The sequence below is a fragment of the Bradyrhizobium zhengyangense genome (assembly GCF_022012435.1).
Lineage (GTDB): Bacteria > Pseudomonadota > Alphaproteobacteria > Rhizobiales > Xanthobacteraceae > Bradyrhizobium > Bradyrhizobium zhengyangense.
In genome coordinates this window covers 376,053-390,373 of record NZ_JAKLUA010000004.1, presented here as the reverse complement: position 1 = coordinate 390,373, position 14,321 = coordinate 376,053, and the positions used below count along the sequence as shown (strand labels likewise).

Here is a 14,321-nt window from a genome sequence, read left to right as displayed (position 1 = left end):
GCTCGCGCGGTGGCGTGCTACTTGCCGTTCACCGCGTGCACTGCGTCGCCAATGATGTCGGCGACGACCCCGGGCGCGGTGACGCTTGGGGTGCGATCAACGGCGAGCGAACGGATGTTCGCTTTCATGCGCTCCGCCATGAAGCGCTGCGTCTCTGGAACGATCATGCGGTCCTGCTCGGCAATCAAGAACCAGCTCGGAACGTTCCTCCAGAGCGGGCGCCCCGCGGGCACGGTGATGCAATTCAACGAGATCGGCCGCTGCACGGCCGTCAGCACAGCGTGATCTTCCGAGGCGGCGTTCTGCGCGAAGGCCACGGCGAAGGCGTCCTCGGGCAACCAGATCAGGCCATTGTCGTCGGGCGCAAGCTTGGGGGCCTGTGGGTGCGGAGGAAGACGGTAGAACACGTCCGCAACCTTCTCGCCTTCGTCGGGCGCCAGCGCCGCCACATAGACCAGCGCCTTCACCCGCTCGGGGCGCGCGAGGGCGATCACCGCACCGGCATAGGCGTGTCCCGCGAGCACGATCGGGCCATTGGTACGATCCAAACTCCGGTTGAGGGCGGCGACATCGTCCGCGAGTGAGGTCAGCGGCAGCGGTGCCGCCTTCGCCTTGATGCCCTCGGCAGCGAGGGCCGTGATGACCCGCGCCCAACTCGACCCATCCGCCCACGCGCCGTGGGCCAGGACCACCGTGACGTCGCTCTTGGCCATCATTGCCTCTGCAGTAACCTGTATAATAGCACTAATAGGGTTACGACTGGCTTAGTAACTTGTCAATATGTATTTTACAGGTTACGTTGTGGTTGTTTTCGGCTGGGAGCCAAGCGTGCCAAACAGACCGCCTGCCATGTTCATCGCCGACTCGGTCGGTCTCGATTTCCTCAACTCGATCGCGACGCCGGTCGATACGCCCGTCGACTGGATCGACGATGGCGACGGGCTGATCGATTGGCTGGCGCAGGCGAAACTGGTGCCCACGGACGAGCTGGAGGCGTTGAGCGCACGCGCGAAGCCCGACGAGTTGGACAAGGTCGCGGATCAGGCGCGGGCCTTGCGCGAATGGTTCAGGGGCTTCGTGCGCAAGCATGCGGGCCGGCCGCTGACAGCGACGGCTCTGAAAGAACTCGGTCCGCTGAACAGTCTTCTGGAACAGGACGAAGTCTTTAGCCGGATCGAACCGCGACACGACGTCAGCCATCACGGTCTCGCGTTGCGGACCACGCGGCACTGGCGATCACCGGAGTCGCTGCTGTTGCCGATCGGCGAGGCGATGGCGAAGTTCGTCTGCGACGAAGACTTTTCGGACGTGAAAGCGTGCGAGGGCCATAACTGCACGATGCTGTTTGCGGACCACACACGTCGCCGTGCGCGGCGATGGTGCATCATGGCGGTCTGCGGCAACCGGGCCAAGCAGGCGGCGCATCGGAGCAGACTCAAGAGCCGTCAATAATCGGGCCACAGCCGCAACTGGTCGGCAACGATCTCAACGATGTCGCTGACCAGCTGATCGCGCGTCACGGAGCCGGTTGACCCGGCGGGTTTCGTGCCCCAAAAACCACCCAATCGGCGGTCACTAACCGCCGCGGAGGGGGCGCTTGCCCCCTCGTGGTAGGACTGCGGGACTTGATGATTGATCCAAGGCGACTTGTGGTGTTGGCAGCTCTTGTGCTGCTCGCCTTGAATCCTCCTCTGGCCGCGGCCTCACCCGCCAAGCCGAAGCCGGCTGCGAGTCCTGTGGTCGCGCCGCCGCCTCCTGCTCCGCCGGTCGAGCCGCTGCCGCCGCCGAAGATCTACTTGTTTCGCGGCGCCATGGGGCCATTTTTCTCGACCGGGATCGACCGGCTCAGCGAGAAGCTGACCAAGGCCGGCTTCTCGTCCGACGTCTACGAATTCACCTTGTGCCGCCTGATCGGCAACCGCGCCATCGCCAGCTACAAGGAGAGCCCGGCGCCGATCGTGCTGATGGGCCATTCGATGGGCGGTCTGTGCTCGGTCCTCATTTCCGAGATGGCGGCCAAGGAGAACATCCCGATCAGCCTCGTCATCGCTATCGATCCCGCGCACGCGACCGACGACGTGCCGCTCAACGTCGAGCGCTTCATCAACATCTTCCTGTCAGACAGTGTTCTCGGCGGCGGCGATGTGGTGGCGGTGCCCGGCTTTCGCGGCCATTACGCGAGCTACGATCTGAAGCTGAACAGCCGCGTCACGCACATCAACATCGAGAAGTCGGACGACATCCACCGCCAGATCGTCGAAATGGTGACGCAGTTGCCGCGCATCCAGGCGGGGCAGACCGAGGCCGATGCCGTGCCGCTGCGTTATCAGGTCCCCGGGGACACGCTGGTCGAATTGTGGGACAGCGGCGTGCGTATACCGGTCCGCACAGGCGATACGATGGAGAGCATCGCGGCAACCCATCGCGTGCCGGTCTGGGCCATCGCGCAGAGCAACTCGCTGACGGAGAATGCGACGCTCACGCCGGGCCAGTCGATCATTGTTCCCAGGCATTTGACGCCGCCGGACACAGCGGCCGCGGCCGCGATGGCGGTGCCGCCGCCGGCGGCACCTTCTGGACGGAAGAAGTAGCTTTCGCTCAGACGTTCGAGCCGTGGATCGCGTCGATCACGGCGTCGGTCACTTCCCTTGTCGTCGCCTTGCCGCCGACATCGGGTGTCAGCACGCCGGCCGCACAGACCTGCTCGACCGCCTTCATCAGCCGCGCGGCTGCATCCTTCTCGCCGAGATGCTCCAGCATCTGTGCGCCGGTCCAGAACGTCGCGACCGGGTTGGCGATACCCTTGCCGGTGATGTCGAAGGCCGAGCCGTGGATCGGCTCGAACATCGAAGGAAAGCGGCGCTGCGGATCGATGTTGCCGGTCGGCGCCACGCCGAGACTGCCGGCAAGCGCGCCGGCGAGATCGGAGAGGATGTCGGCGTGGAGGTTGGTCGCCACGATGGTGTCGAGGCTCTTCGGATGCAGCGTCATGCGCACGGTCATGGCATCGACCAGCATCTTGTCCCAGGTCACACCAGGGAATTCGGTCGCGACCTCGGCTGCGATCTCGTCCCACATCACCATGCCATGGCGCTGCGCGTTCGACTTGGTCACCACGGTCAGGAATTTGCGCGGACGCGACTGCGCGAGCTGGAATGCATAGCGCATGATGCGCGTGACGCCGACGCGGGTGAAGACGGCGACTTCGGTGCCTACTTCTTCTGGCAGGCCCCTATGCGCGCGGCCGCCCATGCCGGCATATTCGCCTTCCGAGTTCTCGCGCACGATCACCCAGTCGAGATCGCCGACGCCGACATTGCGCAGCGGTGAGGCCACGCCCGGCAGGATCTTGGTCGGACGCACGTTGGCGTACTGGTCAAAGCCCTGGCAGATCGGCAGGCGCAGGCCCCACAGCGTGATGTGATCGGGCACGTCGGGGGCGCCGACCGCGCCGAAATAGATCGCGTCGAACTTCTTCAGCTCCGTGAGACCGTCGGCCGGCATCATCACGCCATGCTTCTTGTAATAGTCCGAGCCCCAGTCGAACGTCCTCACGTTGAAGGCGATGTCGCCGCTGCGCCTGGCCAGCGCCTCCAGCACGCGGACACCGGCAGAGATCACCTCGGGGCCGATGCCGTCGGCGGGGATTGCTGCGATCGAATGGGTGCGCATGGGAAGCTCCGTTGAAGATGGCGGTGGAGTTGCGGAAACTGGATGGTCCACCTCGCCACCGAGTCTAGGCGGGCGTGTCGGGTTACTCAATTGGCGCTGGTTTATACAAAAAAATGATATAATCATCGCTTGGCGAAACGAGGAAAGTCCTTTTATGGAATTGCATCAGCTTCGATGCTTCGTGGCGGCCGCCGAGCAGCTGCATTTCGGCCGCGCCGCGCAGCATTTGCAGATGCTGCCGTCTGCGCTCGGCCGCCAGATCAGGCTGCTGGAAGAGGATCTGGGAGCGCGACTGTTCGCGCGCACGACCCGCGCGGTCTCGCTCACCGAGGACGGCAACACGTTGCTGCGCGACGCCCGCGCCATCCTTGCTAGAGTTGAGGCCGTCGAGAGCAATTTGCGCAACCGCTCGCGCGCAGGTGCCGCGCGGCGGCTGCGGATCGGTGCCGTCGATAGCGCGGCGGCAGGGTTGCTGCCGCCATTGCTGCGCGACTTCCGCGCCAGGCATCCCGACGTCGCGGTCCAGCTTATCGAGGACAAGACCATCAGGTTATTGCCAAAGATCCTGACAGGGGCGCTCGATCTCGCCTTCGTTCGCCCTCCCGACCCGGCGGACAAGCGGCTCGAGTTACGCCCGCTGCTCCAGGAGACCGCGATCGTGGCGTTTCCGCAGCGGCACGCGCTCGCGGCACGGAAATCGATCACGCTGGCTGATATCGCCGGCGAGGCGATGCTGGTGCCGGACCGCCGATCGCGGCCGCACAGCCACGACCTCACGATCAAACTGTTCGAGCAGGCGGGCTTGACGCCGCGCATCGTGCAGGTCGCCGATGAGAAGCAGACCATCATCAATCTCGTGGCAACGAGGCTCGGTGTTGCCGTCGTTCCGCGCTGGACCACGCGGATGGCGGTGACGGGCGTGCGCTTCGTGTCGCTCCGACCGAAGCAGAGCGGACCGGTCGGCCGGCTGCCGCTGGCGGCGGCCTGGCTGCGCGGCTCGCGTGATCCGGCCCGCGATGCGATGCTGGCGGTGTTGGAGGCGCGCCTGCGCTTCTATGCGCGGGAGGCGTGAGCGGCTATGACACTGGTCTGGATAAAAAGGTGGATGCGATGACCGATCAGAAAGCCTCGAACGACTTGCGAGTAGCGATCGCGGGCCTGGGCTCGATCGGCAGCAAGATTGTGACCGCGCTCGATCAGGGCATCGAAGGACTGGCGCTATCAGCCGTGGCGGTGCGCGATCCTGCCAAGCATCAGGCTTTCCTCAGTGGCCTGCGTCATCGGCCGCAAATCCTGCCGATCGACCAGCTTGGCGACGCCGCCGACATCGTGGTCGAATGCGCGCCGAGCAGCCAGTTACGCGCGATCGTCGAGCCCGCGGTGAAGCGCGGCAGGTCCGCGGTCGTCGTCAGCGTCGGCGGGCTGCTCGACAATTTCGATCTCGTCGATCTGGCCCGCGCCAAGGGCGGTCGCATTCTTGTCCCGACCGGTGCGCTGATCGGGCTCGATGCCGTCAACGCCGCGGCAGTCGGCACCATCCATTCGGTGAAGATGGTCACGCGCAAGCCGATCGACGGGCTGAGGGGCGCGCCGTTCATCGTTCAGAACAACATCGACATCGACAATCTGCGCGAGCCGCTCAAGCTGTTCGAGGGATCCGCACGTGACGCCGCAAAGGGCTTTCCGGCGAACGTCAATGTCGCCGTTGCGCTGTCGCTGGCGGGCATCGGGCCTGATCGCACCCAGATGCAGGTGTGGGCCGATCCCACCGTGACGCGCAACGTTCACCGTATCGAGGTCGAAGCGGATTCGGCGCGGTTCTCGATGAGCATCGAGAACATCCCGTCCGAGAATCCCAAGACCGGAATGATCACCGCACTGTCCGTGATCGCGCTGCTCCGCAAGCAGCGCGCCACGCTTTGCGTTGGAACGTAATTCTTAAGCGCCCGTCACGCGCCAGATCACGTTGCCGACGTCGTCGGCCATCAGCAGCGACTTCTTGTCGGGGCCGATCACGACGCCCACCGGGCGTCCGTAGGACTCCTTCTCGTCCGGGGACAGGAAGCCCGACAGGATGTCGCGACCGGGGCCGGAGGGTTTTCCGTTCGCGAACGGGATGAAGACCAGCTTGTAGCCGGACAGCGTGCTGCGATTCCACGAGCCGTGCTGGCCGATCACCATGCCGTCTCCGAAGCCGGGCAGGGTCCCTGCGGGCATCCAGCACAGGCCGAGCGAAGCGGTATGGCCGCCGAGCGCGTAATCAGGTTGCAGCGCCTTGGCGACCATCGCCGCATCCTGCGGCACCCGGTCGTCCACCGTCTTGCCCCAATAGCAATAGGGCCAGCCGTAGAAGCCGCCGTCGCGCACCGAGGTGAGATAGTCGGGCGGCGTCTCGTCGCCGAGACCGTCACGTTCGTTGACGACGGTCCAGAGCACGCCCGTCGTTGGCTCCCACGCAAGCCCGACCGGATTGCGCAGGCCCGCGCCGAAGATGCGATGCGTGCCGGCGGCGAGATCGAGCTCGTAGACCGCGGCGCGGCCTTGCTCGACCTCCATGCCCATTTCGGCGATGTTGCTGAGCGAGCCGACGCCGGCATAGAGCTTCTTGCCGTCGGGGCTGGCGAGCAGGCTGCGCGTCCAGTGGCCGCTCGGCTTGAACGTGGTGAGCCGCTTGCCCGGCGCGGTGATGCTGTCGGCATTGGCGACATAAGGAAAGGCCATCACGCCGTCGGTGTTGCCGACATAGAAGGTGTCGCCGACCAGCGCCATGCCAAATGGCTGGTTGAGGTTCTCCATGAAGGCGCCGCGGACTTCCGCAACGCCGTCGCCGTCCTTGTCGCGCAACAGTGTGATGCGGTTGGCGGAGACGCCCAGCGCCGCGGCGCGCCGCATCGTCGCCTGCATCGCGTAGTGGAACACGCTGCGCGGGGCGCCCGCGATCTGCGTCGCTTCAGCGATCAGCACGTCGCCATTGGGCAGCACCTCGATCCAGCGCGGATGGTCGAGCTCGCTCGCGAACGCGTTGACCTTGAGCCCGGCTGCGACCGTCGGCTTCTGGCCTTGGCTCCAGCCGCGCGCGGTCGGCATCTTCAAGGTCGGGATCGCGCCTTGCGGCTTGGCCTCGGGAATGGAAGGGGCCTGGCCCCAGGCCGGCGCCGCTTCAGTGCCGGTCAGCTTCCGCCATTGCAGCGCGATGCCGCCGAGCACTGCGACGAACTGCGCAAAGATGCTGGAAAAAGTCATGAGAAGCCCCTGTCGAACCCTGCGGCACAGTCCGGATCGCATCAAGCCCCGCGCGGGCTTGAGGCCTGACCGTCGATCTCGCCAGATCGACGATGGAACGTCGACGTGCCCTTTTTGCGCGCGCATCCAACTGGGTCACGGTCAAAAGGTCAACCGGGCCGGAACTCGATCCGTGGCTATTCCCGTGGAATGGCTGCTGATCGAATTTGCATAGGGGGATGCGGATCAGTGCCGAACCTGCTGCTCCGGCCGTCGAGCATGCCTGAAATCATCGAGATGATGGACGTTCGGCGTGAGCGCTGCCTCCTTGGACAGGAGATGATAGACGCGCGCGACGGTGCGCTGCTTCAGCTTCGGCCGCCCTGGCGGCAGCGCCCGCGCCTTGCAGAGTGCCGCAATCGCGTGCGCGCGAAAATAATCGTAGGCGTCCGACATGGCGCAATGCTCTGCGTCTGGAGCAGGTGTCACGGGGCTAACGGGTGAGTGGAGAGGCGGTTCCTGCCTGATCCCGCGCTTACCAATCCGTCATCCTGAGGTGCGAGCCATGGGGCGCAACGCGCGCCATGGGGGAGCCTCGAAGGATGAATGGCCCGGCTGCATCACGGCCGTGCATCCTTCGAGGCTCGGCTTGCGATGCATGCGCATCACAAACCTCGCACCTCAGGATGACGGGACGAGGGGAGCGCTCTGCGGCGAATGCGATAGGCGGACGTCCGCAGCTTCACCGCGGCGACGTGAACGGGATGATCATCGGCACGCGGCGGCAATAGGCGCCGTAGGCGTCCTCGCCGAGCTCCTTCGAGAGGAACACCTCTTCCATCCGGCCCTTCTGCCACATGCCGAGCGAGATCAGGATGGCGCCGAGGATCGTCGTCACCATGCCGATCGCAACGCCGGTCACCAGCATGCCGAAGATCAACCCGGTGTAGATCGGATGACGGACGATGCCGTAGGGGCCGGTGTCGATGACGCGGTGGTCTTCCTTGTGGGTGATGGTGTTGGACCAGAACTTCCCGAGATGCAGCCGCCCCCACCATGCGAAGGCGATGCCGGCGACCGAGAGGATCGCGGCGATGGCGATGCCGGTGTTGCCGAGCACCCAGAGCGGCTTCCAGCCCATGACCTCCGCAATGAATGGCGTGTACAGGATGCCGCCGACCAGGATCGGCAGGCGATAGCGCTGCGACTCCAGCGTCATGACCTGCTTCTTGGTCTGTCCCTGCCAGAACGAAGCGCCCACCCAACTGGCGAGAAAGGCGAGCCAGATCAGGGCCAGGAGCTCGGTCGGCCAGGTCGTGGTCCAGCCACCCCAGGCCACGGAGAGAAGCTTGCTGAAATCAAAGGACATGCGGAAAGGTTCTTTGGTTTGGGCGGCAGATCAGCTCGCGCGCGAGGAGAGCGCGTGATGCTCGATGGCGCCGGAGGGCTGCTGGCCGTTGCGGGCGAGCAGGTGGGTGATGGTTTCGCGCAGCACCGGCTCGATCGGGCGCGGCGCATAGCCGAGCTCGTCACGCGCCTTGCCGATTGAAAGGTCGCTCGCGGCCAGCGCGATGCGCACGCCCTCGGCGGTGCCGTTGGGCGGACGGCGCGTGATGTGATCGGAGACCTTCTCGAGCATGATCGCGGAGAGCTCGGCGATCTTGCCGGGAACGACGACCGGATATTGTCGCCGTCCGCTCATCGCCGACATCATGCGCAGGATCTGCCCGAGCCTGACGCAATCGCCGCCGAGGATGTAGCGCTGGCCGATGCGGCCACGCTCCATCGTCAGCAACAGGCCCATGGCGACGTCGCGGACGTCGACGAGATTGACCAGGAAGTCGAGATGCGGCTGCACCTTCTTCTGCAGGAAGTACCACAGCATCGCCGTCGGCGGCGTCAGATTGTGGTCGGCAGCGCCGATCGGCATGGTCGGGGTGCCGATCACGAGCGGGAAGCCGCTGGCCGCGGCCTTCGCGGCGTGATGCTCTGCGAGCGATTTCGAACGCGTATAGGCGCCGGGCATCGCGTCGGCCGGCTGCAAGGCTTCCTCGGCGGCCACGCCGTTGAGGTTGGCGTAGGGGAACAGGATCGATTCCGTCGAGCAATGCAGGAAGCGCGAGATGTTGCGCTTCATCGCAGCTCCAAGCACGACCTCGGTGCCGCGGAAATTGACGTCGTGGAAGTCCTGCTTGTTGGCGACCCACATGCCGGGCAGGCCGGCGAGGTGATAGACCTGATCAACTCCCGAAACCGCAGCATCGACCGTGGCAGCGTCCAGCACCGAGCCGCGCACATACTCGACGTCCGCATTCGCGGTCGCCGGCGGCCTGACATCGAGAACACGTACCCGCTGCCCACGGGCGCGGAGCGCTTCGACGAGATGCTGTCCGATGAAACCGCTGCCACCGGTAACCAGTACGAGAGTCATGCAGAAGGTTTGCTGTTTCGCTTCTAGAACTAACGGATCGAAAGGGAATTGGTCGGAACTGGCGCCAGAATCGCGGCAAGGTCGCGACGGAAGCCCAATGCAATGAATAATTTTGCCATAACGAACATCGGTCCAAGCAGGAAATGCGTGGGGTGGTCGACCATGGACGGTTGCCGTTCCTCGAACACCTTGTGACCAACGGTCTGGGCCGCGACGCCGGATCCGATCAGCACCACAAAAATAGACCACATCATGGCGGTCGAAACCTGATTGCCGATCGCGGTTGCGACCGATAGCAGCACGATCATCGACACCAGGATGCCGAGCCCGACGCCGGCATCCAGCATCAGCCAGTATACCAGCACTGGCAGGGCCAAAATCACCGCAAGGCTCACCTCGACCCCGAACACGGAGAAATGGACCAGGGTCAGCGGCAGCGTCGCGCCAGTGAAGAGCAGGACAATGCCGACCACATGCATCGCGCAATTCCAGGGATCGCGATGATATTCGACATAGTCGGCCAGTTGGCGTTGAAAATAGCCAGCCATTTCAGTCTCGTGCAGCACGGGGTCGGGAAGGGCGAAAACAGCCTATAGCACCTGACAGGGCAGTGCACAAACCGGCACTATTGTCGCGCAAGACCTTGATGTCGCGCTGTGAGACAGGTCACAAAATAATCAAAACTTCAACGGGTTCCGCTGCCGTGAAGGCCGGGCGCTCAGCGTTTCTTGGCGGGCTTTTTCGCCGCAGGCGCAGGGGCCGCCGCCGGATGCGCAGGCGCTTCTTCGGGCACTTTGGCAAAGGTCAGGATTTGCAACTGGCCGTTGACGGCCGAGGTCGGCTTGGCGCGGTCCAGGAACTGCTCCTCGCCGAGGCCGATCGGCTGGAGCCGCTTGGTCGAAATCTTGAACGTGTTCACCAGCACGTCGCGGATCGCATCCGCCCTGCGCTGGCTCAGGATCGCGTTGGCCTCGCGCGTCTTCTGATTGGACTCGACGTGGCCGACGATGAGAAACGTGTAGGGAAGCAGCGACGCGTGAACCAGCGCGTCGGCGATCCGGCCAACGGTCTGGTAGGACTCCGGCTGGATGATCGGCGTATCGGCGTCGAACTGGATCTGCGCGTTGAAGGCGGGCAGCTTGGCGAGGTCGGGCGCGATCGGCGGCCGGTTCACCGGACCCGGATCGTTCTTGATCCTCGCCTTGGCCCGCTCCATCACCTGCTGCTTCAGCGCGGGCAGGTCGACCTCGGGGGCCTCCTCGAAATGATTGAGCTTGCCGACGATGTCGTCGCGGGTCGGCGCAGTCTGCGCGGCCGCGGCGCCTGCGAGCAGCGCGAGGCCCAAGGCGATGCCGATGCCGGCGGTGCTGTGCCCGGTTGCGCGCATCATCGATACCCCGCCTCGTCGACGGCCTTCAGGCAGTTGTTGCTGATGCCCTTGGGCGTCGAGATCAGGCAGGGGATCGACTTGCTGGTCTCCTTTGTCGAGCCGCCGCAGACCTTGACGATCTCGCGCTGGCAGGCGTTCGCGACCGTGACACGGGCGGCGACGCGCTTCTGGATGGCGTCGAACGCGGTGAGGTAATCGCTCTGGCACTGCTGGGAGAGCACGTCCCGGTTGCGGGACAGGCATTCCTTCAGGCGGGTCGAGTCCGGATTGACGCCGCGGCAATTGGCGACGATCTCCGCACCGCAGCTCCTGGCCAGGAGCCCGATCGAATCGCCAAAGCTCATGGTCTCCGCCGCGCTGAGCGACGGCGTCCCCAATGCAAGCACGATCAGTGTGATGAAGCCCCGGATCATGGTTGCATCTGATACGGGGAAGTTCGCCATGGTCAAGGGCTGATCGCCCCCGAACTGTCGAGAGTCCGGCGAGTGCGGCGAACAGTCCTCACTCCTCGGCGAGGGGTGGCCATTCGATCAGGACGGCCGTGTGGTTCCGGATCGCGTCGGCAAATTCCGGGGCAGCTTTGAGCTCGTCCAGTGTTCGCGGCGGAGGAAGCTCGCCACCGTCCGCGATCACCTCCTCGGCATAGAATGCGATGGCCTCGGGTGCGTTCTCCAGGGCCTCGTCGATGTCGTCGCCGCCGGACATGCAGCCGGGCAGGTCCGGAAACCACAGGCTGACGTCGTCAGGGCCGTTGTCTTCAATGATGGCCACGTAGTGCGCCATGTCGGCGCTCACGCCCGCTGCACAAAGCTGTCCACGACCTTCTTCTCGCCGGCCTTGTCGAAGGCGATGGTGAGCTTGTTGCCGTCGATCTTGGTGACGCGGCCGTACCCGAATTTCTGGTGGAAGACGCGGTCGGAGAGCGAGAATTCCGACGTCGTGCCGGTGGATTTGGCGACCAACTCGCCTTCGATCGTCAGGGGACCGCGGCGGCGCGAGGAGAAGCTGCCGAAATCGGGGCCTGACGACGACGAGGAGAACGTTGCGGCTTCTTCCTCGAAGCCGCCGCGCCCGCCACCGCCATTGCGGCCGCCACCGCGGTTGCGATTGGCCTGCGCGCGCTGCCAGCCCGGCGTCGAATAGGTCGAGCCAAAGGCTTCCATGTCGTCGAAGCGCGAAGCACCGTAGCCGCCGGTGCCGCCCCAGGCCGAGCCGCCCTTGGATTCCGTGATCTCGACATTGGCCGCCGGCAGTTCGTCGAGGAAGCGCGACGGGATCGTGGTCGACCAGGTGCCATGGATCCTGCGGTTGGTGGCGAAATAGATCATGGCGCGGCGGCGGGCGCGGGTCAGGCCGACATGGCCGAGCCGGCGTTCTTCCTCGAGCCCCGCGCGGCCCTGCTCGTCGAGGGTGCGCTGGCTCGGGAACAGGCCTTCCTCCCAGCCGGGCAGGAACACGTTGTCGAATTCGAGGCCCTTGGCCGAGTGCAGTGTCATCAGCGACACTGCGTCGTCCTCGGCGCCGCCCTCGCGGTCCATCACCAGCGAGATGTGCTCGAGGAATCCTTGCAGGTTCTCGAACTCCTCCATCGAGCGCACGAGCTCTTTGAGGTTCTCCAGCCGGCCCGCGGCATCGGCCGAACGGTCCTTCTGCCACATCTCGGTATAGCCGCTCTCGTCGAGCACGATCTGGGCGAGATCCGTATGCGCGGTAACCTCGCGCTGGGCGCGCCAGCGATCGAACTGGGCAACGACGTCGCGCAAGGACCCGCGCGCCTTCGGCTTCAGCTCGTCGGTCTCGACCACCGCGCGCGCCGCGTCGAACAAGGGAATGCGGCGCTTGCGGGCGTGATCGTGCAGCAACTGTATGGTGGCATCGCCAAGGCCGCGCTTGGGCACGTTGACGATGCGCTCGAAGGCGAGATCGTCCGCGGGCGAATTGATGACGCGCAAGTAGGCCAGCGCATCGCGGATTTCGGCGCGCTCGTAGAAGCGCGGGCCGCCGATGACCCGATAGGGCAGGCCGAGCGTGACGAAGCGATCTTCGAACTCGCGCATCTGGTAGGACGCGCGCACGAGAATGGCGATCTCGTTGAGCTTCTCGCCCTTGCGCTGGATCTGCTCGATCTCCTCGCCGATGCCGCGAGCTTCCTCTTCGGAATCCCAGGAGCCCGTGACCGTGACCTTCTCGCCGTCATGGTCCTCGGTGCGCAGCGTCTTGCCGAGCCGGCCTTCATTATGCGCGATCAGGTGCGAGGCGGCGGCGAGGATGTGGCCGGTCGAGCGGTAGTTGCGCTCGAGGCGGATCACTTTCGCGCCCGGGAAATCGTGCTCGAAGCGCAGGATGTTGTCGACCTCGGCGCCGCGCCAGCCATAGATCGACTGATCGTCGTCGCCGACGCAGCAGATGTTTTTGACGTGGTTTTTCTCCCTCTCCCCGTCCTTTACGGGGAGAGGGTTGGGGTGAGGGGCTGCTTCCACGAACCCAGCTTGCGGAGAGTCCCCCTCACCCGCCGCGCTTTGCGCGTCGGCCTCTTCCCGCACGCGGGGAGAGGCGAGAGACGACGGCGCCTGCGACAGCAGCCGCAGCCACAGATATTGCGCGACGTTCGTATCCTGGTACTCGTCGACCAGGATGAATTTGAAGCGCTGCTGATATTGCCGCAAAATATCCGGGTGCTCGCGGAAGATGCGGATGTTCTCCAGCAAGAGATCGCCGAAATCGGCGGCGTTGAGGATCTTCAGCCGCTCCTGGTAGCTCGCATAGAGCTTGCCGCCCTTGCCGTTGGCGAACATCGCGGCTTCGCCTGACGGTACCTGCGACGGCGTCAGGCCGCGGTTCTTCCAGCCGTCGATCAGTCCGGCCAGCATGCGCGCCGGCCAGCGCTTGTCGTCGATGTTCTCGGCTTGCAGGAGCTGCTTGAGCAGCCGCACCTGGTCGTCGACGTCGAGCACGGTGAAGTTCGACTTGAGCTGCGCCAGCTCGGCATGGAAGCGCAGGATGCGGCCGCCGATGGAGTGGAAGGTGCCGAGCCACGGCATGCCCTCGACGGCATGGCCGAGCATCTGGCCGAGCCGGTGCTTCATCTCGCGCGCGGCCTTGTTGGTGAAGGTCACCGACAGGATCTCGGCGGGGCGGGCGCGGCCCTGGCTCAGGATGTGCGCGATGCGCGTGGTCAGCACGCGGGTCTTGCCGGTGCCGGCGCCGGCCAGCACCAGGACCGGGCCGTCCAGCGTCTCCACGGCCTCGCGCTGCTCGGGATTGAGGCCGGAGAGGTATTTCGGGCCCACGGAGGCGCGCGCACGCGCGGCGATGCCGCCGGCTGCGGGCTGGTGGTCGGGTACGCTGGTGATCTTGCTCGGCTCGGTCATGCGAATCATTGGCCCCACGATGGCACCGCGGGGTGGCGGAAGGGAGCCTTCTTAACAGGGATTGGCCCCTATATGGGGCGGCCCGACGAGGTTTTCCACGTGCACGGCGGGCCGATTTGTTCCTGGACGCCGAGCGAATTTCCGGCGGCCGGCGGCCGGAACCAATGTTCCGAGCCGGCGATTGTTTCTGCAAGTGAGGCGCCTCAGTCGCGCCGAACGCAGGCAGTCATCGAAA

15 protein-coding genes are annotated in these 14,321 nt (G+C 65.1%); 4 read left to right on the top strand and 11 right to left on the bottom strand.

Going from position 1 to position 14,321, the window contains the following annotated elements:
* Positions 1 to 17 precede the first annotated feature (17 nt).
* The gene (locus tag L6637_RS16175; protein ID WP_237866166.1) at positions 18 to 713 is read right to left on the bottom strand and encodes an alpha/beta fold hydrolase; all 696 of its coding nucleotides are present in this window, start codon (positions 711 to 713) and stop codon (positions 18 to 20) included.
* 136 nt (positions 714 to 849) lie between these two features.
* Between L6637_RS16175 and L6637_RS16170 the strand changes: the two genes are divergently transcribed.
* Both L6637_RS16170 and L6637_RS16165 read left to right on the top strand, forming a co-directional pair.
* On the top strand, positions 850 to 1,452 hold the full coding sequence (locus L6637_RS16170) for a CGNR zinc finger domain-containing protein (RefSeq protein WP_237866165.1): 603 nt from the start codon (positions 850 to 852) through the stop codon (positions 1,450 to 1,452).
* A 176-nt stretch (positions 1,453 to 1,628) separates the two neighbouring features.
* Positions 1,629 to 2,591, top strand: a complete 963-nt coding sequence (locus tag L6637_RS16165; RefSeq protein WP_237866164.1) for a LysM domain-containing protein — start codon at positions 1,629 to 1,631, stop codon at positions 2,589 to 2,591.
* A gap of 7 nt (positions 2,592 to 2,598) precedes the next feature.
* Here L6637_RS16165 and L6637_RS16160 read toward each other — a convergent pair whose 3' ends face one another.
* Positions 2,599 to 3,672, bottom strand: a complete 1,074-nt coding sequence (locus L6637_RS16160; protein WP_237866163.1) for a tartrate dehydrogenase — start codon at positions 3,670 to 3,672, stop codon at positions 2,599 to 2,601.
* 154 nt (positions 3,673 to 3,826) lie between these two features.
* On the opposite strand from L6637_RS16160, the gene L6637_RS16155 reads away from it, so the two are divergent.
* Together L6637_RS16155 and L6637_RS16150 are read left to right on the top strand one after the other, a co-directional pair.
* Positions 3,827 to 4,744 (top strand): LysR family transcriptional regulator, encoded by a 918-nt coding sequence (locus tag L6637_RS16155; RefSeq protein WP_237871310.1) that lies wholly within the window; start codon positions 3,827 to 3,829, stop codon positions 4,742 to 4,744.
* 38 nt (positions 4,745 to 4,782) lie between these two features.
* On the top strand, positions 4,783 to 5,607 hold the full coding sequence (locus L6637_RS16150) for an aspartate dehydrogenase (protein ID WP_237866161.1): 825 nt from the start codon (positions 4,783 to 4,785) through the stop codon (positions 5,605 to 5,607).
* 3 nt (positions 5,608 to 5,610) lie between these two features.
* On the opposite strand, the gene L6637_RS16145 is transcribed toward L6637_RS16150, so the two are convergent.
* From L6637_RS16145 to L6637_RS16105, 9 genes are all read right to left on the bottom strand, one after another.
* Positions 5,611 to 6,915 carry a PQQ-dependent sugar dehydrogenase gene (locus L6637_RS16145; protein WP_237866160.1) on the bottom strand — a complete coding sequence of 435 codons (1,305 nt, stop codon included), beginning with the start codon at positions 6,913 to 6,915 and terminating at the stop codon, positions 5,611 to 5,613.
* Between the two features lie 225 nt (positions 6,916 to 7,140).
* Positions 7,141 to 7,350: a hypothetical protein gene (locus L6637_RS16140; RefSeq protein WP_237866159.1), complete on the bottom strand. Its 210-nt coding sequence runs from the start codon at positions 7,348 to 7,350 to the stop codon at positions 7,141 to 7,143.
* A gap of 286 nt (positions 7,351 to 7,636) precedes the next feature.
* On the bottom strand, positions 7,637 to 8,263 hold the full coding sequence (locus L6637_RS16135) for a methyltransferase family protein (RefSeq protein ID WP_237866158.1): 627 nt from the start codon (positions 8,261 to 8,263) through the stop codon (positions 7,637 to 7,639).
* A gap of 30 nt (positions 8,264 to 8,293) precedes the next feature.
* Complete coding sequence (locus L6637_RS16130; protein WP_237866157.1) at positions 8,294 to 9,325, bottom strand: NAD-dependent epimerase/dehydratase family protein; 1,032 nt, start codon at positions 9,323 to 9,325, stop codon at positions 8,294 to 8,296.
* Between the two features lie 29 nt (positions 9,326 to 9,354).
* Positions 9,355 to 9,873, bottom strand: coding sequence for an Mpo1 family 2-hydroxy fatty acid dioxygenase (locus tag L6637_RS16125; protein ID WP_237866156.1), 519 nt, complete (start codon positions 9,871 to 9,873; stop codon positions 9,355 to 9,357).
* 170 nt (positions 9,874 to 10,043) lie between these two features.
* Positions 10,044 to 10,712 carry an OmpA family protein gene (locus L6637_RS16120; RefSeq protein WP_237866192.1) on the bottom strand — a complete coding sequence of 223 codons (669 nt, stop codon included), beginning with the start codon at positions 10,710 to 10,712 and terminating at the stop codon, positions 10,044 to 10,046.
* Positions 10,712 to 11,128 (bottom strand): hypothetical protein, encoded by a 417-nt coding sequence (locus L6637_RS16115; RefSeq protein ID WP_237866191.1) that lies wholly within the window; start codon positions 11,126 to 11,128, stop codon positions 10,712 to 10,714. The genes L6637_RS16120 and L6637_RS16115 overlap by 1 nt, the downstream gene beginning before the upstream one ends.
* Positions 11,129 to 11,216: 88 nt before the next feature.
* Entirely contained in the window at positions 11,217 to 11,498 is a 282-nt protein-coding gene (locus tag L6637_RS16110; RefSeq protein ID WP_237866155.1) for a type II toxin-antitoxin system HicB family antitoxin, read from the bottom strand.
* Between the two features lie 8 nt (positions 11,499 to 11,506).
* The gene (locus tag L6637_RS16105) at positions 11,507 to 14,095 is read right to left on the bottom strand and encodes an ATP-dependent helicase (protein ID WP_237866154.1); all 2,589 of its coding nucleotides are present in this window, start codon (positions 14,093 to 14,095) and stop codon (positions 11,507 to 11,509) included.
* Positions 14,096 to 14,321: the final 226 nt, after the last annotated feature.

What these genes read in the sequence shown, in the direction of transcription:
- L6637_RS16140 (WP_237866159.1), bottom strand. Translation starts at nt 7,350, where the DNA reads ATGTCGGACGCCTACGATTATTTTCGCGCGCACGCGATTGCGGCACTC.
- L6637_RS16170 (WP_237866165.1), top strand. Translation starts at nt 850, where the DNA reads ATGTTCATCGCCGACTCGGTCGGTCTCGATTTCCTCAACTCGATCGCG.
- L6637_RS16115 (WP_237866191.1), bottom strand. Translation starts at nt 11,128, where the DNA reads ATGATCCGGGGCTTCATCACACTGATCGTGCTTGCATTGGGGACGCCG.
- L6637_RS16175 (WP_237866166.1), bottom strand. Translation starts at nt 713, where the DNA reads ATGGCCAAGAGCGACGTCACGGTGGTCCTGGCCCACGGCGCGTGGGCG.
- L6637_RS16125 (WP_237866156.1), bottom strand. Translation starts at nt 9,873, where the DNA reads ATGGCTGGCTATTTTCAACGCCAACTGGCCGACTATGTCGAATATCAT.
- L6637_RS16150 (WP_237866161.1), top strand. Translation starts at nt 4,783, where the DNA reads ATGACCGATCAGAAAGCCTCGAACGACTTGCGAGTAGCGATCGCGGGC.
- L6637_RS16120 (WP_237866192.1), bottom strand. Translation starts at nt 10,712, where the DNA reads ATGCGCGCAACCGGGCACAGCACCGCCGGCATCGGCATCGCCTTGGGC.
- L6637_RS16110 (WP_237866155.1), bottom strand. Translation starts at nt 11,498, where the DNA reads ATGGCGCACTACGTGGCCATCATTGAAGACAACGGCCCTGACGACGTC.
- L6637_RS16155 (WP_237871310.1), top strand. Translation starts at nt 3,827, where the DNA reads ATGGAATTGCATCAGCTTCGATGCTTCGTGGCGGCCGCCGAGCAGCTG.
- L6637_RS16105 (WP_237866154.1), bottom strand. Translation starts at nt 14,095, where the DNA reads ATGATTCGCATGACCGAGCCGAGCAAGATCACCAGCGTACCCGACCAC.
- L6637_RS16130 (WP_237866157.1), bottom strand. Translation starts at nt 9,325, where the DNA reads ATGACTCTCGTACTGGTTACCGGTGGCAGCGGTTTCATCGGACAGCAT.
- L6637_RS16160 (WP_237866163.1), bottom strand. Translation starts at nt 3,672, where the DNA reads ATGCGCACCCATTCGATCGCAGCAATCCCCGCCGACGGCATCGGCCCC.
- L6637_RS16135 (WP_237866158.1), bottom strand. Translation starts at nt 8,263, where the DNA reads ATGTCCTTTGATTTCAGCAAGCTTCTCTCCGTGGCCTGGGGTGGCTGG.
- L6637_RS16165 (WP_237866164.1), top strand. Translation starts at nt 1,629, where the DNA reads ATGATTGATCCAAGGCGACTTGTGGTGTTGGCAGCTCTTGTGCTGCTC.
- L6637_RS16145 (WP_237866160.1), bottom strand. Translation starts at nt 6,915, where the DNA reads ATGACTTTTTCCAGCATCTTTGCGCAGTTCGTCGCAGTGCTCGGCGGC.